Origin of the sequence: Amycolatopsis sp. NPDC059021 (genome assembly GCF_042739895.1) — a bacterium.
In the GTDB taxonomy this organism is placed as follows: Bacteria; Actinomycetota; Actinomycetes; order Mycobacteriales; family Pseudonocardiaceae; genus Amycolatopsis.
The window spans coordinates 20429-40715 of the sequence record NZ_JBHYIQ010000039.1; the positions used below are offsets into that span (position 1 = coordinate 20429).

Consider the following 20287-nt stretch of genomic DNA (forward strand, 5'->3'; position numbering starts at 1 on the left):
GCGTCAGGAGCCGATCCCGGTCAGGGACCGGACCTCCATCTCGGCGTGCTTGGCGGGATCGGCCTTCGACCGGCCGGCGAACGTGCCGACGAACCCGCAGAGGAACGAGAACGGGATCGACACCAGGCCCGGGTTCTTGAGCGGGAACCAGTGGAAGTCGATGCCCTTGACGATCGAGTCCGGGTCACCGGAGACGACGGGGGAGAAGAGCACCAGCACCAGGCAGGCGATGAGCCCGCCGTAGATGCCCCACAGCGTGCCCGTGGTGTTGAACCGCTTCCAGAACAGGGAGTACAGCAGCGTCGAGAGGTTCGTCGAGGCGGCGACGGCGAAGGCGAGTGCCACGAGGAACGCGACGTTCTGCCCGTTGGCGAGGATGCCGCCGAGGATCGCGAGGAGGCCGACCACGATCGCGGTGATCCGGGCGACGCGGACCTCGTCGCGTGGATCGGCCTTGCCGCGCTTGAAGATGTTGGCGTACACGTCGTGGGCGAACGACGCGGACGCGGTGAGCGTCAGCCCGGCGACCACGGCGAGGATCGTCGCGAACGCCACCGCCGAGATGACGCCGAGCAGGAGCGTCCCGCCGACGTGCAGCGCGAGCAGGGGAGCGGCCGAGTTCTCGCCGCCGGGTGCCGCCTTGATCTCGTCCGCGCCGACGAGCGCGGCCGCGCCGAATCCGATCACCAGCGTGCACAGATAGAACACGAGCATGCAGACGACCGCCCACACCACCGAGCGGCGGGACTCGCGGGCGTTGGGCACGGTGTAGAAGCGCATCAGCAGGTGGGGCAGTGACGACAGGCCGAGGACGAGGGCGAGCGCGAGGGAGACGAAGTCGAGCTTGGTGACGCCGCTCCTGCCGTAGGAGCCACCCGGTTCGAACAGCTTCTCGCCGAGCGGGCTCTTCTCGGCCGCGGCCGAGAGCAGGTTGGAGAAGCTGAACCCGAACTTGCCGAACAGGAACACGGTGATCAGCGCGCCCGCGAGCAGCAGGATGGTCGCCTTGATGATCTGCACCCACGTGGTGCCCTTCATGCCGCCGACCAGCACGTACAGCACCATGACCAGGCCGACGCCGCCGATCACCAGCGCCTGGCCGAACTTGCCGTGGATGTTCAGCAGCAGCGCCACGAGCCCGCCCGCGCCCGCCATCTGCGCGAGCATGTAGAAGAGCGAGATGACCAGGGTGGACGTCGCGGCGGCGGCGCGGACCGGGCGCTGCTTCATCCGGAAGCTGAGCACGTCGCCGACGGTGAAGCGGCCGGTGTTGCGCAGCAGCTCGGCGATCAGCAGCAGGTCGACCAGCCAGGCGACGAGGAAGCCGATGGAGTAGAGGAACCCGTCGTAGCCGTGGATCGCGATCGCGCCCGCGATGCCGAGGAACGACGCCGCGGACAGGAAGTCCCCGGACAGCGCGATGCCGTTCTGCCGTCCGGTGAAAGCGCTTCCGGCGGCGTAGTAGTCCGAGGTCGAGGAGTTGCGCGTGCTCGCGCGGTACACGACGAACAGGGTGATCGCGACGAACAGCGCGAAGACCAGGGTGTTGAGGACCGGGTTGTTCGCGGGGATCCCGGCGGCGAGCGTCGAGGTCATCGGGGGTCCACCTCCGCGCGTTCCCTGATGTCGGTGACCATCGGGTCGAGCCGGCGACGGGCGAAGCGCACATACAGCCAGGTGATCAGCGCGGTGCTGGCGAACTGTCCCAGGCCCAGCAGCATGCCGACGTTGACCTGGCCGAACACCTTCGTGCTCATGAAGTCGTGCGCATACGCCGCGAGCAGGACGTAGGTGAGATACCAGACGAAGAAGGCCACGCTCAGCGGGAAGACGAACCACCGGAACCGCCTGCGCAGCGAGCGGAACTCCTGGCTGTGCTGGATCCGGTCGTAGTCCGGCGTGGCCGGTCCGGCGGGCCGCGCCGTGCTGCGGGACCGGTCGGGGGTTTCGGAACTGGGCAGCTCGCCCGCGAACAGGACCGGGATGCGGCCGGTCTCCTCGAGGGCGCTGCTCGTCGCGTCGGGACGCGCGACGTTGTGCATGGGTGCCTCCGGCAACTTGCGTCCGCCGCGGGGCTGGCGCGCTCGCCGAGTGGGTCCACTCGCCCGGCCGGACTACGAGGCTCGCATAGTAGTCATGGCCCCGATGGCCGGGAATAGGCACCTGGTGTTCGGCGAGCGCCATGATGAGCATTCGTTCACCGGGCGGGAAAATAACGGTAAACGCCGTTGACAGGACGATCACGGACAGATCACTCGGAATAGTGAGCGCAGTTGTCACCCCTTGTCGCGGGCAGTTCCGGGCGCTGCGGCGAACGGAGTAGTGCCCGGCCGGGCCCGCGCGATCCGGTGACCGTTGGTAGCCGGGTCACCCTGCCAGGGCCCCGGCGGCGTTCCCGGAGTGGCGTCTTGGTGAAGATCCCCAGGCTGTGGCAAGGTCCTGTCAGAAATCACCACGCCGGGTGGGGGGCTTGCGCAAGGCCACAACATCGGGCACATCTCACCCCTTGACCCACCCGATGGGGGCACGCTGAGTACGCCTGAAGGGGGAATTGACTACCCTTCGTGGGCTAAACGGGTGACGTCCGGGTGTCGGAGCCCGACGCGTCCGGTAACCGGAATTACCCGTTTGTCCCCCGGCGGGGCGGAATGCGTGCGCGGGTCGCCGGGTGGTGAACGTATTTTCCCAGGTCAGCACCCGGATACGGAACGGAATTGACCGGGCCCCCATTGGTGTACGATTCTTTGGCCCAGCTGACCGCAGCGATCGATTGGCACCGAAAAGTTGATCTCGACGACCGTGCAGTACGCAAGTTGCGCAGTGCACGTGGAGCGCACCGGGTGGCAGCCCGGGAACGAGAGCCGCGCCGTGTGCCGCCCGGGCCTACAGTGCGCACGGGGTGATCGCGCGGCACGCCGCAAGGCCGGGGACCGCGCCGCAAGCACCGGGTGCCGTCGCCGCGGCTCCACGACGCCGGACAGGGAGTCACTTACGTGACCGTTGCAGGAGAAGGCCAAGTGCCTGTTGGCAAGCTGCTCGGCCGCCCGCCCCAGCGTTCGCGCTGGGCGTCGGCCTGGCAGGCGCTGGTGCGCTGGCGGGACTGGAGCCTGCCGGTCAAGCTCGCGGCCGTCACCGTGGTGCCGATCATCATCGCGCTGGTACTGGGCGTCACCACGATCGCGAGCCAGGTCGGCCGCTCGGGCGGCTACCAGCGGATCGACCGGCTGGTCGCGCTCGGCTCGCAGGTCCGCGCGCTGGCCACCGGGCTCGAGCACGAGCGCACCGTCACCGCGGCGACGCTGACCGCGGGCACCGTGGGCGGCACCCCGGAACTGACCGCCGCCCGCGCGGAGGTCGACGCCGCGGTCGGCCCCTACACCGCCGCGGCGGGCCGGGCCGCGGAGGCGGCGCCGGGCGTCGACGGCCTCGCGAAGGCGGCTTCCGGTCAGCTCGAGCGGCTCGCCTCGGTCCGGAAGCAGGCGGCTTCCGGTCAGCTCGAACCGCTCCAGGCGATCGCCGAGTACTCCACGATGACCGGCGCGCTGATGGACCTGGACACCGCGTTGGCCGCGGGGTCCACCGACGACGCGCTGGGCGGGACCCCGAACGCGCTGCACGAACTGACCGTCGCCGGCGACCAGCTCTCGACCAGCCAGGCGCTGGTCTCCTTCGGGATCGCCAGGGCGGGCCTCGCGCCGAGCGCGCTCGATCAGCTCAACGCGGCCGAACTGCGGCTGGCCGACCGGCTCGCGGCGTTCCGCGCCGCGGCCACCGACGCGCAGCGCGCGGACTTCGACAGGACAGTGTCGGGCAGCGCGATCCAGACCCGCGACCGGCTGGCCAAGGCCGCGCGCGGGACGACGGGTGTGCCGAGCGACCAGGCGCTGCGCCGGATGGCCGCCGCCGAGTGGAACGACAGCTCCTCGGCGATGCTCGGGAAGCTCGGCGAGGTCGCCAAGCGGATGGGCGACCAGGTCGGCGCGGCGTCGGCGGAGCTGGTCGAGGACTCCAGCAGCGGCGCCGGGCTGCTCGCGGTGCTGCTGTTCGGCGCGCTCGTGCTCGCCGTCGCGGTCGTCTTCCTCATCACCCGCCAGCTGCTGCGCTCGCTGAAGGTGCTGCGCCGCAGCGCGCTCGACGTCGCCGAGAACCAGCTGCCCGACGCGGTCCGCAACATCCAGGAGGGCCGCGCGCAGAGCACCGAGGTCCAGCCGGTCCCGGTCGGTGCCGACGACGAGATCGGCGAGGTGGCGCGCGCCTTCGACAAGGTGCACCACCAGGCGCTGCGGCTGGCCACCGAGCAGGCCGCGATGCGCACCGGGTACGGCAGCGTGTTCGTCAACCTGTCGCGGCGCAGCCAGAGCCTGGTGCAGCGGCAGCTGCAGCTCATCGAACAGCTCGAGCGGGACGAGGAGGACGCCGACCAGCTCGCCACGCTGTTCCAGCTCGACCACCTCGCCACCCGGATGCGGCGCAACAACGAGAACCTCATGGTGCTCTCCGGCGCCGAGCCCGGCCGCCGCTCCGGCAGGCCGGTCGGCACCACCGACATGCTGCGGGCCGCGGTGTCGGAGATCGAGCAGTACCAGCGCGTGGTCGTGCAGCCGCCGCCCCCGGCCACGATCGTGGGCTACGCGGCCAGCGACCTGATGCGGCTGGTGGCGGAGCTGCTGGACAACGCGACGGCGTTCTCGGCACCGGCCACGCAGGTGACCGTGGCGACCAGGCTCGGCGAGGACGGTTCGCTCAACATCGACATCCTCGACAAGGGCATCGGGATGAACGCCGCCGAGGTCGCCGAGGCGAACGCCCGGCTGACCGAGGCGGGCTCGGTGGACCTGGCGACCTCGCGCCGGATGGGCCTGTTCGTGGTCGGGCGGCTGGCGAGCAGGCACCGCATCGGCGTCTCGCTGCACGGCGGCAAGGACATCGTCGGCGTGCGCGCGACCGTGGTCGTCCCCGCCGAACTGGTCACGGTGACCGACGCGGGCCCGGCGACCGGGCCGATCACCCGGCCGCCCGCGCCGAACACGCAGACCACCGGAGGGCTGCCGCGGCGGCTGCCGGTCAACGGCTCGGCGGTGCACGTCCCGGTGCAGCCGGGGGAGAACCGGTGGCCCTCGGCGAGCGATCTGGCAGGGCACACGAACAACGGGCACACGCCGGCGCAGGTGGCGCGGCCGCCGTCGGATCTGGAGATCTCCGGTACCGCGCTGTTCAGCCCGATCCCGAGCGACGAGCCCCCCGCCGCCCCGCCGGCGCCGCCTGCCGCGCCGCCACCGCCGCGGCAGCCCGAACCGGAGCCGAAGGCGGCCGAGGAGCCCACGGAGCTGCCTTCCGGGAAGGATCTGTTCTCCGCCAACGGAACCGCGCTGTCCGACTGGTGGCAGCAGGCGGCCACCTCGGCGCCGCCGCCCGCTCCGGCACCGCCGCCGGTGTCGAAGCGGTCGGAGACGACGCCGATCTTCGACGAGATGCTGTCGGCGTGGTTCCGCGAGCCCGCCAAACCCGCCGCGGACGGCGAGCAGAAGCCCGCGGCGAAACCCGGGGCGAAAGAGTCCGAAAAGGACGAATCCGGAAAGGACACCGGGAAAGCCCAGGGCGGCAAGGGTTCCGCCGAGCCGGACCTCGCGGAGCAGGAACGGCGCAGCTGGGACTTCGCCAGCGACGAGAACTGGCGGACCGTGCAGGCGGTGACGCAGGCACAGGCCACGCCCACGTCGTTCACCCAGGCCGGGCTGCCGCGCCGCCGTCGTGGCGAGCGGCTGCTGCCGGGCAGCGCCGTCCCGGCGTCGCCCGCCCCGGCCGAGGAAACCGCGGAGCCCAAGCTGGATCTGCCGGTGCGGGATCCGGCCGATGTCCGGGGCAGGCTCAGCAGCTTCCAGCAGGGTGTGCACCGCGGCCGCCTGGAGACCCGGCAGGCCGCGCCGGAAGCGCCCGCCGCGGCCCCGGAGAAGCCTGCTGCCCCGAACCAGCCGGACCAGCAGGCGAATCCGGCCACCGCCGGGCAGCCGCCGCAGGCCGCGCCGGGCACCACGCCCGCGGGCCGTCCCGCCACGCCGCCGCCGGTGCTGCCGTCCCGGCGCCGTCCGGCCACCCCGCCGCCCGCCGCCCAGCCCGCCGCCGCGGCACCCGGCGCTCAGCAGCCGGTCGCCCAGCCACCGGTGCCCCAGGTGCCCGTGGCACAGCCGGGAGCCGAGGCGCCCGCCGCTCAGCAGCCCGCCGAGGCACCCGCGGCGGAGGCGCCCCAGCCGCCGCTGGTCGAACCGCTGGAGCAGCCGCGGCCCGAGGTCCCGGCCACGACGGTGGCCGACCGGACGGCGGACGCCGCCTGGTCGTTCGGCTCGGACGAGGGCTGGCGGAGCGCGCAATCGGTGTCCCAGTCGACGCCCACGGCGTTCACTTCGGCAGGATTGCCCCGGCGGCGTCGCGGGGAGCAACTGCTTCCGGGTAGCGTCGCACCACTCGCCGGAGGGTCCAATCCCCGACCACAACGCGACGCGCACGACGTGCGTGGTCGCCTGAGCAGCTTCCAGCAGGGCATCCAGCGCGGACGGCACCACAACGCGCGGGCCGCCGAAAGCAACCACGAAACACTGGAGGGTGAATGACCTCGCCGAGTACCGGGCAGCCGCAGCAGAACCAGTTCGGCTGGCTCGTCAACGACTTCGCCGAGCGGGTACCGGGCGTGGCGCACGCTGTCGTCGTCTCGGCGGACGGCCTGCTGCTGACCGCCTCCAACCGGCTGCCGCTCGACCGCGCCGACCAGCTCGCCGCGGTGGCGTCGGGCCTGGTCAGCCTCACCCAGGGCGCCGCGCGGTGCTTCGAGGCCGGCGCGGTCAACGAGACCGTGGTCGAGATGGAACTCGGCATCATGATCCTGATGTCGATCAGCGACGGCTCGTGCCTGGCCATCCTCGCGGCGCCGAACTGCGACATCGGGCAGGTCGCCTACGAGATGACGATGCTGGTCGACCGGGTCGGCCAGATCCTCACCCCGGAACTTCGCGCCCAGCTTCAGGGCGCGGGCGGGTCGCTGATCGGCGAACCGGTGGGATGATACCGCGATGAGCACGGGGTCCGGATTCGGCGAAGAGCCGGAAGCGCGTGACGTTTCCGGTGGCGGGGACGACGGCACGTTCGCCGACGTCCTCAACGGCTTCACCCTGGACTCGGGCCGTGCCCGGCGGAAACGGAAGAAGAACAAGGAGTCCCCGCAACCACCCCCGGCCGCCGGAGCACACGCGGCCGCGGAACCGGCTGCCGAGCAGCCGCCTGCCGAGCAAGGAGACCGCGTGACCTCACTAGTCTCTCCCCCGGGCAGTACCGACGCCGATGGGCCGAGACCGGGCGGCATGTTCGACCCGGGCCCGCCCAGCGGCGAGTTCGTGATGCCCGCCGTGTTCGATCCGCCGAGCCCGGCGGAGGAGACGGCGATCGTGCGGCCCTATGCCCTCACCGGTGGCCGGACGAGGGCCAATTATGCTCTTGAGCTGGAGACGCTGATCTCCACCAAGGACTACGCCGCTTCGGGGGGCCTCCCCGAGGGGGCGGCGGATCGGATCGAGACCATCTCGATCATGGAAGAGTGCCGGACCCCGCGTTCGGTCGCCGAGATCGCGGCGGCCCTGCGCGTACCACTGGGTGTGGCCAGAGTGCTGATCAGCGACGCGGCGGACGCGGGGCTGGTCACGGTGCACAGGACGATATCCGGGAATGACGGCGCCGAGGCACATCTGGTGTTGATGGAAAGGGTTTTGAGTGGACTCCGTCGGCTATAAGGCTCCGCGGGAGACCGCGCCTCCCACCATGACCTCGGCGAAGATCGTGGTGGCCGGCGGTTTCGGTGCGGGCAAGACGACGTTCGTCGGTTCGGTGTCGGAAATCGTTCCGCTCACGACCGAGGCGATGATGACCGACGCGAGCCGCGGCATCGACAATCTCGACCAGACCCCGAACAAGTCGACGACGACCGTGGCCATGGACTTCGGCCGCGTGTCGCTGGACGCGGACCTGATCCTCTACCTGTTCGGTACGCCGGGACAGCAGCGGTTCTGGTTCATGTGGGACGACCTGGTCCGCGGCGCGATCGGCGCGGTGGTGCTCGCCGACACCCGTCGGCTGGCCGATTCGTTCGCCCCGATCGACTTCTTCGAGGACCGCGGGCTGCCCTACATCGTCGGGGTCAACACGTTCGACGGCATCCTCGAGCACGACATCAACGACGTGCGCGAGGCGTTGTCGATCGACCCGAACATCCCGATCGTGCGGTGCGACGCCCGGGATCGCGAGTCGACGAAGCAGACGTTGATCACGCTCGTCGAGTACGCGATGCGGCAGTGGATCGCGTTGCGGGCGGCCAACGCTCGCTGACCCCGGCTCCTGCCCGCCGGTAGGAATCGATGGTCCGGTGCAGCTGCGCGCACAGCTCACGGAGGTGGCGCTCGCGGAACCCTTCGCCGACGGCGAAGGGTTCCAGTTCCGCCGTGAGCCGCTCCAGCTCGGCTGCTTTCTCGGCGCCGGGCAGGTAGTTGTCGGTCAGCGTGCGCAGGATCCGGTACACGAGGTCGGAACTGTCCGGCTCTGGGGTCATGACGCCAGCCAACCGGGCGCGTGCCGGTGCGGGAACTGTCCACTGTGGTGTGTCCGGTGCGGCCGGGGTGTTCAGAGTTTCACTGTGGTGCGGGCGTGTTCCACGAGTGCGGCGGTGGTCGGCCCCCAAGAGGTCACTGGGTGTCGATGCGAGTCTGCGCCTGAGCAGGTTGCCAGGCGATCAGCGTGGGACGCTTGGCGGTGTGAAGAAACTCTGTGAGGGCCTGAATCATGGCTTGAACAGGTACTTCGCAGCGGGGCGGGAATTCATCGGTTTCGTAGAGCACCGGATGGTCGGGACCGTCCCCGAGGCTGTAGAGGTGGACCGCTTCGGTTGAGTATCCGTCGCAGCCTCGATACGACAGTGCGGCCCGGTCGCCGTGTACGCCGACGATCATCGAGTGATCGGGAATGGTCAGGAACGACCCGGGGGCATCGTCATCAGGGATCGCGGTTTCGATCCTGGGTCGTTGCTCATGGGTCACGATCGCGTCGCTGACGGTGTCGCCGGACAGCGTCCACGCGAAGCGCTCGACGTCCGAAGGGGTGGACAGCCTCGTCACGTGTTCGACGGGCGCCTGGTCGGTCGTGTGCACCCAGTATTGGACTTGGATCGTCACGGCGTGCGTTTCCCTTCGTACCGGTATGGCTCACCGGTTGGCCCGTACACGATCAGTGTCGCATTGGCGGGCAGGAAGTGGCGCAGGAACCGGTGGCAGCTTACGTTGGTGACCGGGTCGATCCCGCACGGATCCTTGCCGAGCACTACAACGCGAGTTTCGCCTTCGCGCATGTCGGAAGCCTCCTTGACTTCGATGTGCCGGGCGATGTCAGGTACGAATCCTCCGCGGGCGAGTCCAAGGCCCTCCGCTCGCTTGACCGCGGCGACGTATCGTGGATCGGTTTCCCCGGACTTGAGCTTGGTTCCACTACTCAGCTCCTCATCGCCCTCTTCGCCTGCTGACGACAAGCGCCATCCTCGTAGGGGCTTGCCGTAGGGCCATGGCTGTTCCAACCGTTTCCGGTAGTCAGCGATCCGAGCGCCAGGAGCATCGGTCGGTGTGACCGGAATTGGCTGCTGCTCGGCAAGCGTGGCTCGAGGGGTGCTGATTGGCTTGTCGACACCGAGATGTCTGAGGTAGGTCTCAAGGTTGTGCCGTACCCGGCCAATTAGCTCCGATACCGCATCGATGTCCTGCCTGGCCTCGGAAAGCGCGTGGACCGCATCTTCGAGTTCGCGCGCGGCGGAACCGGCAGCCAGTATGGCAAGGGTTTCGTAGCTCTCAGTCAAATGTCTTGCGGCGATGTCGAGGTTTGTCGGCAGTACCCCGAGTATCACCCGGACGGCTGCTGCCAGCTCGCTGACCCCCATAGCGTCGCCTCCCGTACGGTGGTGCCGCGGCGCTCCAGCGGGCGACCTCGCAACAGAGGCGGGGTGCTCAGAGTTTCACTGTGGTGCGGGCGTGTTCCACCAGTGCGGCGGACGCGGGATTGCCGAGCGTTCCGGTGGCCTCGCGACAGAAGTCGCCGAGCAGATGCCGCATCCGATCCGACGAGAGCCGGGCGGTGATGTCGATCGCCTGGTGTGCGGTCGCGAGAGCTTGGTCGGCGTTGCCTGCCCGCAGGTGCGCGGACGCGAGGGTGGACATCCACAGCACGCGATCCCGGGAACTGCTGGGCCGAAGGCTGTCCGTTGCTGCCTGCAGATGGGGCAGTGCTCGCGTGTTCTCGCCGAGACGGAGCAGCGCCGAACCCGCGTTTCCGGAAAGTTCGGCCATGTCCGCCCAGTAGATCCAGGACGGATCGTCCGTCGGCTGGGATTGATCCAGCCAAGTGAATGCCTCGTCGATGCTTCTCCCGGCTGATGAGGAATCCGCTGCCTTGGCGTGGGCACAGGCTGCCAGACTCGCGATGGCCGCACGTTGGGTGGCCCCGATCTCCGTCCCGCCCGCATGCTGAGCCGACGCGAACAGAGTCACGGCTTCGTTCGCACCGCAGATTTCCAGTGCCTGCACGCCCATGAAGGTCATGACATTCGCGCCGAGTGGTTTGTCCTGTGCCTGGTGGGCGGCGCGGAGCGCGACCAGCCAGAATCGCTGGGCCGCACCTTCGTGCCCGTTGTCGTGGCATGCGTAACCCGCGAGTCGTGCCAATTCGGCCGCCACTCCGTACATCCGGCGTCCCAGTGCCTCGGGGTAGCTTGTGTTCGCGAGAAGTTGGGTGATCAGCCGGAGATCGGCCGTGACCGACTCGTAGAGCGCTCCGCCGCCGAGTTGGTCGTCCATGCTCCGGCGGAGTTCGGCCAGCCGTTCCAGATCGGTGACGATGCGCTCGTCGATTCTGCGGCCACCTTCGAGGGCCGCGTTCAGCCGTGGTGTGTCCGCCACGATTGCCTGCAGCGCCACCGCGGTCAGCGCCGAACCGGTCAGTGCAAGGAAATTTCGCCGGTGCACGCCCGATGACACCTCCTCAAGGCCGAGGATCGTGCCTTCAGCGAACCATAGATCGGCCAGCCCGTCATCAGCCCGGACCAGGCCGCCGGGCTTGGGAGTCCAGCCGAGATCGGACGGCGTGAGAGCACGTCCGAGCTGTTCGGCGAGGACGTCGCAGGCGATGTGGGGGAGGGGATCGTGCGGGCAGCGGCCGTCGCGGATCCAGGAGTACGGCGTCTTTTCGTGGACGGTGACCCGGAAACCCAGCCTGCGCGCTCGTGCGGCGATGCGCTTGGCGAACGTTTCCGGGCGCCAGCCCACCTCGGTCAGGAGCGTCCGCAGCCGGTCGTTGCCCATGAGCACAACGTTACGACCCGTGTACTTGACGTGCCAGTAAGTACACCAACTACACCTGCCGCTGTGGCCGTTCTTGTCGTACCGTCTGCATGGCTATGATGACACTGGGTGAGAGGGGATGACTGTGAGCAAGGACCCGCAAGGCGAGCCGCAGCACGAGAACAAGGAAGAAAAACGGCGAGAAGGCGACGGGCAGCTGCCTCCGCACTGGCTGAACCCTGATCCGCGCGAGCCCAAGCCGGGAAAACACGGAAAATGAGTGTGACTGAATCTTGGGCTCAGGTGATCGAGAAGATCGTCGCGTCGGGTGATCTCTCCGAGGAATGGCGTCACGCGTTCCTTGCTGTGGAGCGAGAGGAGTTCATTCCGGCGACGATCTGGCGATACGACCCGGGCAGCCGGGGATTCGTGCCGTTGCGCAGGTCCGAGGATCCGGCCGGATGGTTCGAGGCGGTGCACCGGAACGAATTCGTGATCACCCAGGTCAATGATGGCGCGCCGCTCGAACCCGGCCGGATCGGCCAGGGAGTCACTAGTTCCTCGTCGATGCCCGGTGTCATGGCCGCGATGCTCAAGGCGCTCGACGTGCGGCAGGGGATGCGAGTACTGGAGATCGGTACCGGAACCGGTTACAACACCGCGCTGCTCGCGTATCGGTTGGGAGATCAGTCCGTCGTCAGCGTCGAGATCGATACGGCGGTCGCCGAACAGGCGCGGTTCGCGTTGCAACGCGCGGGCTACCTGCCGACGTTGGTCATCGGCGACGGCGCCGAGGGCTACCCGCAGGGTGCGCCCTACGACAGGGTGCTAGCCACGGTCGCGGTGACCGAGGTGCCGTACGCATGGGTCGCTCAGACCGCACCCGGCGGACTGATCGTGACGCCACGAGGAACGCGCTATCTCAATAGTGCGTTGTTGCGCTTGACGGTGGCTGACGACGGGACAGCCTCGGGCGGTTTCGTGGATCACGCGGTGTTCATGCGGCTGCGTGCGCAGCGGATCGGTGATTACTGGCCCGACACGGACGAGCGTTCCGGTGTGCGGGAGAGCGTGACCGAGCTGCATCCCTATGAACCGTGCGGTGACTACGACGGTGGCGCTTTCGCGGTCAGCGTGCTCATGCCGGATTGCGAACGGAGCATCGCGTATGGGAACGAGGAACGGACCGAGTACGACGTGCTGATCTTCCACGAGGAATCGGAATCATGGGCGACCGTCGAAGTCACCGGCGAGACCGTGGAAACCGGCCGGTATCCCGTGCGCCAGTCCGGGCCGCGGCGGTTGTGGGACGAGGTCGAGCGTGCGCATACGTGGTGGGAGAGCCATGGGCGTCCCGCGTATACGAGGTTCGGTCTGACGGTGGCGCCGGACGAGCAGTGGGTGTGGCTGGACGAACCCGGTCATCGCGCCGGTCCCGTTCGGCCTTCGATTCGCCCTCGATGAAGGTCGCGTAGGTCCTCCCTTGATCACTCACCTGAACTCGGCAGCGGCCCGTTTCCCGCCTCGGGCCGCCGACCGCTCCGCACGCGGCGAGCCCGGCGCTTCGCTTCGGGCTAGGCGCCGGCGTCGTCGTCGCGCAGGGAGCGGATCATGCTCCGCAGGATCCGGAGCGCCTGCGACTGCTCGGTTTCGGTCATGCCGGCCAGCATCCTGACTTCGACGGACCGGACCGCCGCGCTCGCCTTCTCCAGGCTCCGCCTGCCGCGAGGCGTGAGCCGCGTGGGAAGAACCTTCCCCACGGGCGCCTCCGCGGGCCTGGTCACATAGCCGTCTCGTTCTAGGGTCTGCAGCAGCACGTTCATCGTCTGCCGGGTCACGAACGCGCCCCGCGCGAGCTCGGAGTTCGACAAGCCCGGTCGTTGAGCCAGCAACTCGAGGCAGGAGTAGTGCGTCACGCTCATCCCGAGCGGCCGCAGCACCTCCTCCATGGCCGCGCGCAGGGCGCTCGACGCCTCCTTCAGCAAGTAGCCCAGTGACGTCTTCAGGTCGACACCGCCTTGACTCATGTCAGTATTCTGACATACCTTGGTGCGTGTCAGAAGACTGACATGGAAAGAAGGAGTATCACCTTGCCCGCCATCGGCCCCGACTTCATCTCGCTGCAAGCGCGTGACCTGGACGCTTCGCAGGCGTTTTACGAGCGGTACCTCGGCCTCGTCCGCTCGCCGGCCGGACCCCCGCACGCCGTCGTCTTCGAGACGAAGCCGATCGCGTTCGCGCTCCGCGACATCGTTCCCGGCACCGATCTGGCATCCGTCGCCCAGCCCGGCATCGGTGTCGCGATCTGGCTCCACGCCACCGATGTCCAGGCCATCCACGACGCGCTCGCCACCGACGGTCACACCATCGTCTCCGCGCCGATCGACGGCCCCTTCGGCCGGACGTTCACCTTCGCCGACCCCGACGGCTACCAGGTCACCCTCCATGACCGTGCCTGAGGCGAGCATCCTGGTCTTCGGGGCCACCGGGGCATTCGGCCGCCACGTCCTGGACGCGCTGGTCGCCCGGGGCGTCAGTCCCGCAACGATCACCGCGGCCGGCCGGAATCGAGCGCGTCTCGGGGAACTCGAGTCCGCCGGGTTCGGCACCGCCGCCGTCGAGCTGTCGGATTCGGCCGGTGTCGAAGAACTGGTGGCCAGGCACTCCGACATCGTGCTGATCTCGGGCCGCGACCCGGATCGCCTTGCCCAGCACGAGTCGGTCATCGAAGCCGCGAAGAACGCGAATGTCCGGCACGTCTACTACACGAGCGGAGTCCGGGCCGAAGATGACCGGTTCGAGATCAATGCGGACCACAGGGCGACAGAGAACGCTCTTGTCGCTTCCGGGGTGACGTACACGATCCTGCGGAACACCTGGTACATCGAGAACTACATTCAGGCGCTGGCAGGCCCCCGCTTCACCGGCGTTCTCGCCGCGGCGACCGGTGACGCCGTCGTCGCGGCGGCCGGCCGGAAGGACCTGGCTGAGGCATTGGCCGTCGTGGTCACCACCGATGGGCACGACAATGTCACTTATAGCCTTTCGGGCGATACGAACTTCACCTACGCCGACATTGCCGAAGCGATGTCGGTCGTGCTGGGGCGAGAGGTCACCTATCAGCCTGTCACTCCCGAAGAGTTGCAGACAGCGCTCGTCGATTCGGGGATGGACGGCGAACTGGCCGGCTTCCTGGTGAGTCTCGACGAAACCATCGCAGCCGGGGTTTTCGCCCGCGTCGGCGACGATCTTTCCCGGCTGCTCGGCAGGCCGACGACCGGCCTTGTCGAGGGGCTGACGGCAGCGTGAACGGTGGGACGGCGCGGGCGAGTCGGCAAGCTTGGCCCGTGCTGTCCCCTCTCCCGGTCCGGCCGTCGGAACTCTCCCGCGACGCCGGTTCAGCTCCCAGCGTTGACAGCACGCCGGTAGCGCAGCAGGACGGCTTTCCCGTCGAAAACCCGGGATTCCGTGAGTTCCAGGCCGAACCTGTCCGGGCTGCCGGGGAAGGCGTGCTTCCCGCCGCCGAGCACGACGGGATGCACGACGATCAGGTACTCGTCGATCAGGCCGAGTCCGGTGAGCGCGGTGGCCAGTTCCGCGCCGCCCATGAGCACGATGTCCCCACCCGGTTCCCGCTTCAGCGCGGCGGTTTCCGTGGCGAGGTCGCCGCCGAGGACGCGGGTGTTCCAGTCGGCCTTTTCCAGCGTGCGGGAGAAGACGACCTTCGGGGTCTTGCGCCAGACCGGGGCGAAGGCCAGGTCGTGCGGGTGGTCCGAGTGCGATTCGGCCTCGGGCCAGTACGCCGCCATCATCTCCCACACCCGGCGGCCGTAGGCGAACGTGTCGCTGCGGTCGGTCAGCTCCCGCGAGTAGGCCGACAGCTCGGGGCCCATGACCGGCCAGTCGAATTCGCCTGCCGGGCCCTCGATGTAGCCGTCGAGGGAGGTGTGGACGAAGTAGACGATCTCGCGCATGGGGTGCTCCTCGGTTCGGTGAAGGGGTCCTTCACCGGGTAGTCGGAGCACCCCGCGCGACCTTGACATCCAGCCGCGGTTTTTTCCGGGAGGTTTTTCGCGGCCGGGGGTCAGTACTCGTTGTGGCGGCGCCACCAGGAGCTGGGTGCGTCCGTGCCGGGGCTGTCCTCCTCCCAGTCCTCCTGGCGCCCGAACGGGGTGAGGTCCAGGTAGCGCAGGGTGCCGACGAGCTGATCGCCGCCGCGGCCGGTGGTGAAGTAGGTGCGGAACACCTCGTCGCCGTCCCGCAGGAACACGCTGATCCCGAAGCCGCCGCCGACCCCGCAGTCGGCGGTGAACTCGCTGCCGTGCGCGGAGACCCACGGGACCGTCCAGCCCATCCGTGTCTTGTACCGCTCGATCTCCGCGAGCGTCGCCGGCGCGACGACGGTGAGGGTGACGTCGCGGGCGTGCAGGTGCGCGAGGTGCCCGATGTTGTCGACCACCAGCGAACAGCCGGGGCAGCCCACCTCGTCACCGGGGTGCAGCATGAAGTGGTACACGATCAGCTGGCGGCGTCCCTCGAAGAGATCGAGCAGGCTCTTCGGCCCGGCCGGCGTGTCGAACTCGTACTTCGCGTCGAAGCGCACCATCGGCAGCCTGCGCCGCTCGGCGGCGAGCGCGTCCTGCGCCTTGGTGAGCTCCTTTTCCTTGACCAGCAAGGTGTCTCGGGCCGTCTGCCATTCCTCGGGCGAGACGATCTTCGGCAGCGTCATGGTTTCTCCCATCGTGCTCTCCTTGTCCGGGGGACTTGTGCTTCACGCCAGGTGGAGCATGAGGTCGTCGAACGCTTCCGACCAGCCGCCGTGGTGGCCGTCGCGCTCGGCGGCGGACGGGAAGCCGGTCTGGTGGAACGTCATCTCGGTCTTGCCGCCGAGATCGGCGAAGTCGATGGTGACCAGGGTCTGCCCGCGCATGTCGCCCTCGGTGTCCCAGGTGAAGGTGAACACCAGCCGTTCCGGCGCGGAGATCTCCCGGTAGGTGCCGTGCATCCAGTGCTCGTCGTCGCCCGCCTCGTTGCGGATGCAGGCACGCCAGGCGCCCTCGGGACGCGGGTCCAGCGTGACCGCCGGGGCGGTGTAGCCCTTCGGGCCGAGCCACGCGGCGAGCTGGTCGGGGTCGGTCCAGGCGGCGAACACCAGCTCCCGTGGCGCGTCGAACACCCGGGTGATGGTCAGTTCGTGGTCAGGCATCCCGGTTTCCTTCCTGTGCTTCGCGGAGCCGGCGCAGATGGTCGTCGAGCTGGTCGAACGAGTCTTCCCAGAACCGCCGGTAGTGGGCGACCCAGTCCGCGACGCCGGCGAGCGGCGCCGCCTCCAGCCGGCACGGGCGCCACTGCCGGGTGCGGCCCCGGCTGATGAGCCCGGCGTTCTCCAGCACCTTGAGGTGCTTCGACACCGCCTGGAGGCTCACCTCGAACGGGGCGGCCAGTTCGTTGACCGTGGCCTCGCCCGTGGAGAGCCGCGCGAGGATGGCGCGCCGGGTCGGGTCGGCGAGCGCGGCGAAGGTGGCGCTGAGCTGATCAGTGGCCATGGATTCTCAATCGATCGGTTAATTAACTTCTAGGTTGAATATAGCCGTGAGCTGGGACTTGTCAACCCGTCGTGTCTTCGCATGAGAGCCGGGTCACGGCCTCTAGGGTTTCCAATAGTAGGAAGTCCAAGTATTTTGGAAGGATGAGCAGCGACCTGTACCGCCCCGCGAACCCCGTCCGGTTCGTCACCGCGTCGAGCCTGTTCGACGGGCACGACGCGTCGATCAACATCATGCGGCGGATCCTGCAGTCGCAGGGCGCGGAGGTGGTGCACCTCGGGCACAACCGCTCGGTCGACGAGGTGGCCACCGCCGCCATCGCCGAGGACGTGCAGGGTGTCGCCATTTCGGCTTACCAGGGCGGGCACGTCGAGTACTTCTCGTACCTGGTGGAGTTGCTCGCCGAGCGCGGCGCGGGGCACATCAAGGTGTTCGGCGGCGGGGGAGGCGTCATCGTCCCCGCCGAGATCGAGCTGCTGCACTCGCGCGGTGTCGCGCGGATCTTCTCGCCGGAGGACGGCTACCGCCTCGGCCTGCCGGGCATGATCAACACGATGATCGAGGCCTGTGACGTCGACCTGGCCGCGCGGCCGCCGTCCTCGATCGACGAGTTCCTCTCCGGTGACATGCCTTCGCTCGCCCGCGTGCTCACGCAGCTGCAGGCGGGGACGCTGGCCCCGGACTGGCTGGACGCGATCACCGAGACGGCCAAGAAGCGCACGGCCCCCGTCCTCGGCATCACCGGCACCGGCGGGTCGGGCAAGTCCTCGCTCACCGACGAGCTGATCCGCCGCTTCCGGCTCGACCAGGAGGACAAGCTGCGGATCGCGGTCCTCGCGGTCGACCCGACGCGCCGCCGCGGCGGGGGCGCGCTGCTCGGCGACCGGATCCGGATGAACTGCCTCGACGGCTCGCCCGTCTACTTCCGATCGCTGGCCACGCGGGGCAGCAGTGGCGAGATTCCCGCCGGGCTGAGCGAATCCATCCTGGCGTGCAAGGCCGCCGGGTACGACCTGGTGATCGTCGAGACGCCGGGTATCGGCCAGGGCGACGCCGGGATCGTCGACTACGTGGACGAATCGCTGTACGTGATGACGCCGGAGTTCGGCGCCGCGTCGCAGCTGGAGAAGATCGACATGCTCGACTTCGCCGACGTCGTCGCGATCAACAAGTTCGAGCGCCGGGGCGCCGAGGATGCGCGCCGCGACGTCGCGCGTCAGCTCGTCCGCAACCGGGAAGCGTTCCACTCCGACCCCGCCGACATGCCGGTTTTCGGGACCAGTGCGGCGAAATTCAACGACGACGGCGTCACCGCGCTCTACCAGCACCTGCGGGACTCGCTCGCCGAGCGCGGGCTTTCGGTGTCCGCCGGGGTGCTCCCGAAGGTCGAGGGCAAGGTGTCCACCGACGCCAGCACCGTCATCCCCGGGAACCGGGCGCGGTACCTGGCCGAGATCGCCGAGACCGTCCGCGGTTACCACGCGAAGACCGAGGAGCAGGTCGCCGCGCTGCGCAAGCGGGATCACCTCGCCGCGGCGCGGGAGGCGCTGCTGGGTGCCGACGCCTCGACGGACGCCCTCGACGGGCTGCTCGCCGCCGCCGAGTCCGATGTGGACGGTGAGTCGACGAACCTGCTCGCCCGCTTCCGCGAACTGGTCAAGGCCTACCGCGAAGACGAGTTCGTGGTGAAGATCCGCGACAAGGAACTGCGTACCGCGTTGTGGCGGGACACGCTGTCCGGCAACCGGATCCCGCGGGTCGCGCTGCCGCGCTACACCGACCCCGGCGAGCTGCTCTCGTTCCTGCGCCGGGAGAACCTGCCGGGCTACTTCCCTTACACCGCAGGCGTTTTCCCGTTCAAGCGGGACGGCGAGGACCCGGCGCGGATGTTCGCGGGCGAGGGCGACGCGTTCCGCACGAACCAGCGGTTCAAGCTGCTTTCGTCGGATTCCGAGGCGAAGCGGCTCTCGACGGCGTTCGACTCGGTCACGCTGTACGGCCACGACCCGCACACCCGGCCCGACATCTACGGCAAGGTCGGCACCTCGGGCGTGTCCATCGCGACGCTGGAGGACATGAAGGTCCTCTACGACGGGTTCGACCTGACCGCGCCGAACACCTCGGTGTCGATGACGATCAACGGCCCGGCGCCGACGATCCTGGCGTTCTTCCTCAACACCGCGATCGATCAGCGGATCGAGGCGTTCCGCGCCGAGCACGGCCGCGAGCCGAACCCCGAGGAGGCCGCGGAGCTGCGGGAGTGGGCGCTGCGCAACGTGCGCGGCACCGTGCAGGCCGACATCCTCAAGGAGGACCAGGGCCAGAACACCTGCATCTTCTCCACCGAGTTCAGCCTGCGGATGATGGCCGACATCCAGGAGTGGTTCATCGAGCACGGGGTGCGGAACTTCTACTCGGTGTCGATCTCGGGCTATCACATCGCCGAGGCCGGGGCGAACCCGATCTCGCAGCTGGCGTTCACGCTGTCCAACGGCTTCACCTACGTCGAGTCGTATCTCGCGCGGGGCATGGACATCGACGACTTCGCGCCGAACCTGTCGTTCTTCTTCTCCAACGGGATGGACGCCGAGTACTCGGTGCTGGGCCGGGTGGCGCGGCGGATCTGGGCCGTGGCGATGCGGGAGCGGTACGGCGCCAACGAGCGCTCGCAGAAGCTCAAGTACCACGTGCAGACCTCCGGGCGCTCGCTGCACGCGCAGGAGATGAGCTTCAACGACATCCGCACCACGCTGCAGGCGCTGTGTGCCCTCTACGACAACGCGAACTCCTTGCACACCAACGCTTTCGACGAGGCGATCACCACGCCTTCGGAGTCGTCGGTGCGGCGCGCGATGGCCATCCAGATGATCATCAACAAGGAGTGGGGCCTGTCGAAGAACGAGAACCCGCTGCAGGGCTCGTTCATCATCGACGAGCTGACCGACCTCGTCGAGGAAGCCGTGCTCCTGGAGTTCGACCGGATCTCGGAACGCGGCGGCGTGCTCGGCGCGATGGAAACCGGTTACCAGCGCGGCAAGATCCAGGACGAGTCGATCCTCTACGAGCGCAAGAAGCACGACGGCTCGTTGCCGATCATCGGCGTCAACACGTTCCGCAACCCGCACGAGGGCGAGGACGACGTGGAGGTCGAGCTGGCGCGGGCGACCGAGGACGAGAAGCGTTCGCAACTGTCGCGTTTGGACGATTTCCAGGGCAGGCACCGTGAGGAGGCCCAGCAGGCGCTGAAGGCGCTGCGCGAGGCGGCCACCCGCGGCGGTAACCTGTTCGGGGTACTGATGGATGCCGCGCGGGTGTGCTCGCTGGGTCAGATCACCGAGGCGTTCTTCGAGGTCGGCGGGCAGTACCGCCGCAACGTCTGACGCG

20 protein-coding genes are annotated in these 20287 nt (G+C 68.7%); 9 read left to right on the top strand and 11 right to left on the bottom strand.

Annotation, left to right across the window (positions count from 1 at the left end):
- Nucleotides 1-3: 3 nt before the first annotated feature.
- Together ACFWX1_RS23005 and ACFWX1_RS23010 are read right to left on the bottom strand one after the other, a co-directional pair.
- Nucleotides 4-1596, bottom strand: a complete 1593-nt coding sequence (locus ACFWX1_RS23005) for a cation acetate symporter (RefSeq protein WP_378390427.1) — start codon at nt 1594-1596, stop codon at nt 4-6.
- Nucleotides 1593-2042: a DUF485 domain-containing protein gene (locus tag ACFWX1_RS23010; RefSeq protein WP_378390429.1), complete on the bottom strand. Its 450-nt coding sequence runs from the start codon at nt 2040-2042 to the stop codon at nt 1593-1595. Before ACFWX1_RS23010 ends, ACFWX1_RS23005 begins: the two co-directional genes overlap by 4 nt.
- Nucleotides 2043-3017: 975 nt before the next feature.
- On the opposite strand from ACFWX1_RS23010, the gene ACFWX1_RS23015 reads away from it, so the two are divergent.
- From ACFWX1_RS23015 to ACFWX1_RS23030, 4 genes are read left to right on the top strand one after another with little or no spacing between them, the layout of a single operon-like run.
- Complete coding sequence (locus tag ACFWX1_RS23015; RefSeq protein WP_378390431.1) at nt 3018-6608, top strand: nitrate- and nitrite sensing domain-containing protein; 3591 nt, start codon at nt 3018-3020, stop codon at nt 6606-6608.
- A complete protein-coding gene (locus tag ACFWX1_RS23020) occupies nt 6605-7057 on the top strand; it encodes a roadblock/LC7 domain-containing protein (RefSeq protein ID WP_345387883.1) in 453 nt (150 codons plus the stop codon). Before ACFWX1_RS23015 ends, ACFWX1_RS23020 begins: the two co-directional genes overlap by 4 nt.
- 7 nt (nt 7058-7064) lie before the next feature.
- Nucleotides 7065-7778 carry a DUF742 domain-containing protein gene (locus ACFWX1_RS23025; RefSeq protein WP_378390433.1) on the top strand — a complete coding sequence of 238 codons (714 nt, stop codon included), beginning with the start codon at nt 7065-7067 and terminating at the stop codon, nt 7776-7778.
- 28 nt (nt 7779-7806) lie between these two features.
- The gene (locus ACFWX1_RS23030; RefSeq protein ID WP_378327692.1) at nt 7807-8370 is read left to right on the top strand and encodes an ATP/GTP-binding protein; all 564 of its coding nucleotides are present in this window, start codon (nt 7807-7809) and stop codon (nt 8368-8370) included.
- Here ACFWX1_RS23030 and ACFWX1_RS23035 read toward each other — a convergent pair.
- From ACFWX1_RS23035 to ACFWX1_RS23050, 4 genes are all read right to left on the bottom strand, one after another.
- On the bottom strand, nt 8309-8590 hold the full coding sequence (locus ACFWX1_RS23035) for a hypothetical protein (protein ID WP_378390434.1): 282 nt from the start codon (nt 8588-8590) through the stop codon (nt 8309-8311). The genes ACFWX1_RS23030 and ACFWX1_RS23035 overlap by 62 nt on opposite strands.
- Before the next feature lie 133 nt (nt 8591-8723).
- Nucleotides 8724-9209, bottom strand: a complete 486-nt coding sequence (locus ACFWX1_RS23040) for an Imm1 family immunity protein (protein ID WP_378390436.1) — start codon at nt 9207-9209, stop codon at nt 8724-8726.
- Nucleotides 9206-9961 (bottom strand): DddA-like double-stranded DNA deaminase toxin, encoded by a 756-nt coding sequence (locus tag ACFWX1_RS23045; RefSeq protein WP_378390438.1) that lies wholly within the window; start codon nt 9959-9961, stop codon nt 9206-9208. The genes ACFWX1_RS23040 and ACFWX1_RS23045 overlap by 4 nt, the downstream gene beginning before the upstream one ends.
- A gap of 67 nt (nt 9962-10028) precedes the next feature.
- Nucleotides 10029-11378: a tetratricopeptide repeat protein gene (locus tag ACFWX1_RS23050; RefSeq protein WP_378390440.1), complete on the bottom strand. Its 1350-nt coding sequence runs from the start codon at nt 11376-11378 to the stop codon at nt 10029-10031.
- A 124-nt stretch (nt 11379-11502) separates the two neighbouring features.
- Here ACFWX1_RS23050 and ACFWX1_RS23055 point away from each other — a divergent pair, with 124 nt between their 5' ends.
- The gene (locus ACFWX1_RS23055; protein WP_378390442.1) at nt 11503-11637 is read left to right on the top strand and encodes a hypothetical protein; all 135 of its coding nucleotides are present in this window, start codon (nt 11503-11505) and stop codon (nt 11635-11637) included.
- 2 nt (nt 11638-11639) lie between these two features.
- The gene (locus ACFWX1_RS23060; RefSeq protein WP_378390444.1) at nt 11640-12821 is read left to right on the top strand and encodes a methyltransferase domain-containing protein; all 1182 of its coding nucleotides are present in this window, start codon (nt 11640-11642) and stop codon (nt 12819-12821) included.
- Nucleotides 12822-12931: 110 nt separating this feature from the next.
- On the opposite strand, the gene ACFWX1_RS23065 is transcribed toward ACFWX1_RS23060, so the two are convergent.
- A complete protein-coding gene (locus ACFWX1_RS23065; protein ID WP_378390446.1) occupies nt 12932-13384 on the bottom strand; it encodes a MarR family winged helix-turn-helix transcriptional regulator in 453 nt (150 codons plus the stop codon).
- 63 nt (nt 13385-13447) lie between these two features.
- On the opposite strand from ACFWX1_RS23065, the gene ACFWX1_RS23070 reads away from it, so the two are divergent.
- Nucleotides 13448-13816, top strand: a complete 369-nt coding sequence (locus tag ACFWX1_RS23070) for a VOC family protein (protein WP_378390526.1) — start codon at nt 13448-13450, stop codon at nt 13814-13816.
- Nucleotides 13803-14666, top strand: a complete 864-nt coding sequence (locus ACFWX1_RS23075) for an NAD(P)H-binding protein (protein WP_378390448.1) — start codon at nt 13803-13805, stop codon at nt 14664-14666. The genes ACFWX1_RS23070 and ACFWX1_RS23075 overlap by 14 nt, the downstream gene beginning before the upstream one ends.
- A gap of 89 nt (nt 14667-14755) precedes the next feature.
- On the opposite strand, the gene ACFWX1_RS23080 is transcribed toward ACFWX1_RS23075, so the two are convergent.
- The 4 genes from ACFWX1_RS23080 to ACFWX1_RS23095 form a co-directional block, all read right to left on the bottom strand.
- Nucleotides 14756-15331, bottom strand: coding sequence for a dihydrofolate reductase family protein (locus tag ACFWX1_RS23080; protein WP_378390450.1), 576 nt, complete (start codon nt 15329-15331; stop codon nt 14756-14758).
- A gap of 110 nt (nt 15332-15441) precedes the next feature.
- Nucleotides 15442-16098: a DUF899 domain-containing protein gene (locus ACFWX1_RS23085; RefSeq protein WP_378390452.1), complete on the bottom strand. Its 657-nt coding sequence runs from the start codon at nt 16096-16098 to the stop codon at nt 15442-15444.
- Nucleotides 16099-16128: 30 nt separating this feature from the next.
- The gene (locus ACFWX1_RS23090) at nt 16129-16563 is read right to left on the bottom strand and encodes an SRPBCC domain-containing protein (protein WP_378390454.1); all 435 of its coding nucleotides are present in this window, start codon (nt 16561-16563) and stop codon (nt 16129-16131) included.
- Complete coding sequence (locus ACFWX1_RS23095) at nt 16556-16903, bottom strand: ArsR/SmtB family transcription factor (protein WP_378390456.1); 348 nt, start codon at nt 16901-16903, stop codon at nt 16556-16558. The genes ACFWX1_RS23090 and ACFWX1_RS23095 overlap by 8 nt, the downstream gene beginning before the upstream one ends.
- A gap of 143 nt (nt 16904-17046) precedes the next feature.
- Here ACFWX1_RS23095 and icmF point away from each other — a divergent pair, with 143 nt between their 5' ends.
- The gene (gene icmF / locus ACFWX1_RS23100; RefSeq protein WP_378390458.1) at nt 17047-20283 is read left to right on the top strand and encodes a fused isobutyryl-CoA mutase/GTPase IcmF; all 3237 of its coding nucleotides are present in this window, start codon (nt 17047-17049) and stop codon (nt 20281-20283) included.
- Nucleotides 20284-20287 lie beyond the last annotated feature (4 nt).

Excerpts from the sequence above, each read along its gene's own strand:
- ACFWX1_RS23005 (WP_378390427.1), bottom strand. The coding sequence starts at position 1,596 with ATGACCTCGACGCTCGCCGCCGGGATCCCCGCGAACAACCCGGTCCTC.
- ACFWX1_RS23010 (WP_378390429.1), bottom strand. The coding sequence starts at position 2,042 with ATGCACAACGTCGCGCGTCCCGACGCGACGAGCAGCGCCCTCGAGGAG.
- ACFWX1_RS23020 (WP_345387883.1), top strand. The coding sequence starts at position 6,605 with ATGACCTCGCCGAGTACCGGGCAGCCGCAGCAGAACCAGTTCGGCTGG.
- ACFWX1_RS23025 (WP_378390433.1), top strand. The coding sequence starts at position 7,065 with ATGAGCACGGGGTCCGGATTCGGCGAAGAGCCGGAAGCGCGTGACGTT.
- ACFWX1_RS23030 (WP_378327692.1), top strand. The coding sequence starts at position 7,807 with ATGACCTCGGCGAAGATCGTGGTGGCCGGCGGTTTCGGTGCGGGCAAG.
- ACFWX1_RS23035 (WP_378390434.1), bottom strand. The coding sequence starts at position 8,590 with ATGACCCCAGAGCCGGACAGTTCCGACCTCGTGTACCGGATCCTGCGC.
- ACFWX1_RS23045 (WP_378390438.1), bottom strand. The coding sequence starts at position 9,961 with ATGGGGGTCAGCGAGCTGGCAGCAGCCGTCCGGGTGATACTCGGGGTA.
- ACFWX1_RS23050 (WP_378390440.1), bottom strand. The coding sequence starts at position 11,378 with ATGGGCAACGACCGGCTGCGGACGCTCCTGACCGAGGTGGGCTGGCGC.
- ACFWX1_RS23065 (WP_378390446.1), bottom strand. The coding sequence starts at position 13,384 with ATGAGTCAAGGCGGTGTCGACCTGAAGACGTCACTGGGCTACTTGCTG.
- ACFWX1_RS23075 (WP_378390448.1), top strand. The coding sequence starts at position 13,803 with ATGACCGTGCCTGAGGCGAGCATCCTGGTCTTCGGGGCCACCGGGGCA.
- ACFWX1_RS23080 (WP_378390450.1), bottom strand. The coding sequence starts at position 15,331 with ATGCGCGAGATCGTCTACTTCGTCCACACCTCCCTCGACGGCTACATC.
- ACFWX1_RS23085 (WP_378390452.1), bottom strand. The coding sequence starts at position 16,098 with ATGGGAGAAACCATGACGCTGCCGAAGATCGTCTCGCCCGAGGAATGG.
- ACFWX1_RS23090 (WP_378390454.1), bottom strand. The coding sequence starts at position 16,563 with ATGCCTGACCACGAACTGACCATCACCCGGGTGTTCGACGCGCCACGG.
- ACFWX1_RS23095 (WP_378390456.1), bottom strand. The coding sequence starts at position 16,903 with ATGGCCACTGATCAGCTCAGCGCCACCTTCGCCGCGCTCGCCGACCCG.
- icmF (WP_378390458.1), top strand. The coding sequence starts at position 17,047 with ATGAGCAGCGACCTGTACCGCCCCGCGAACCCCGTCCGGTTCGTCACC.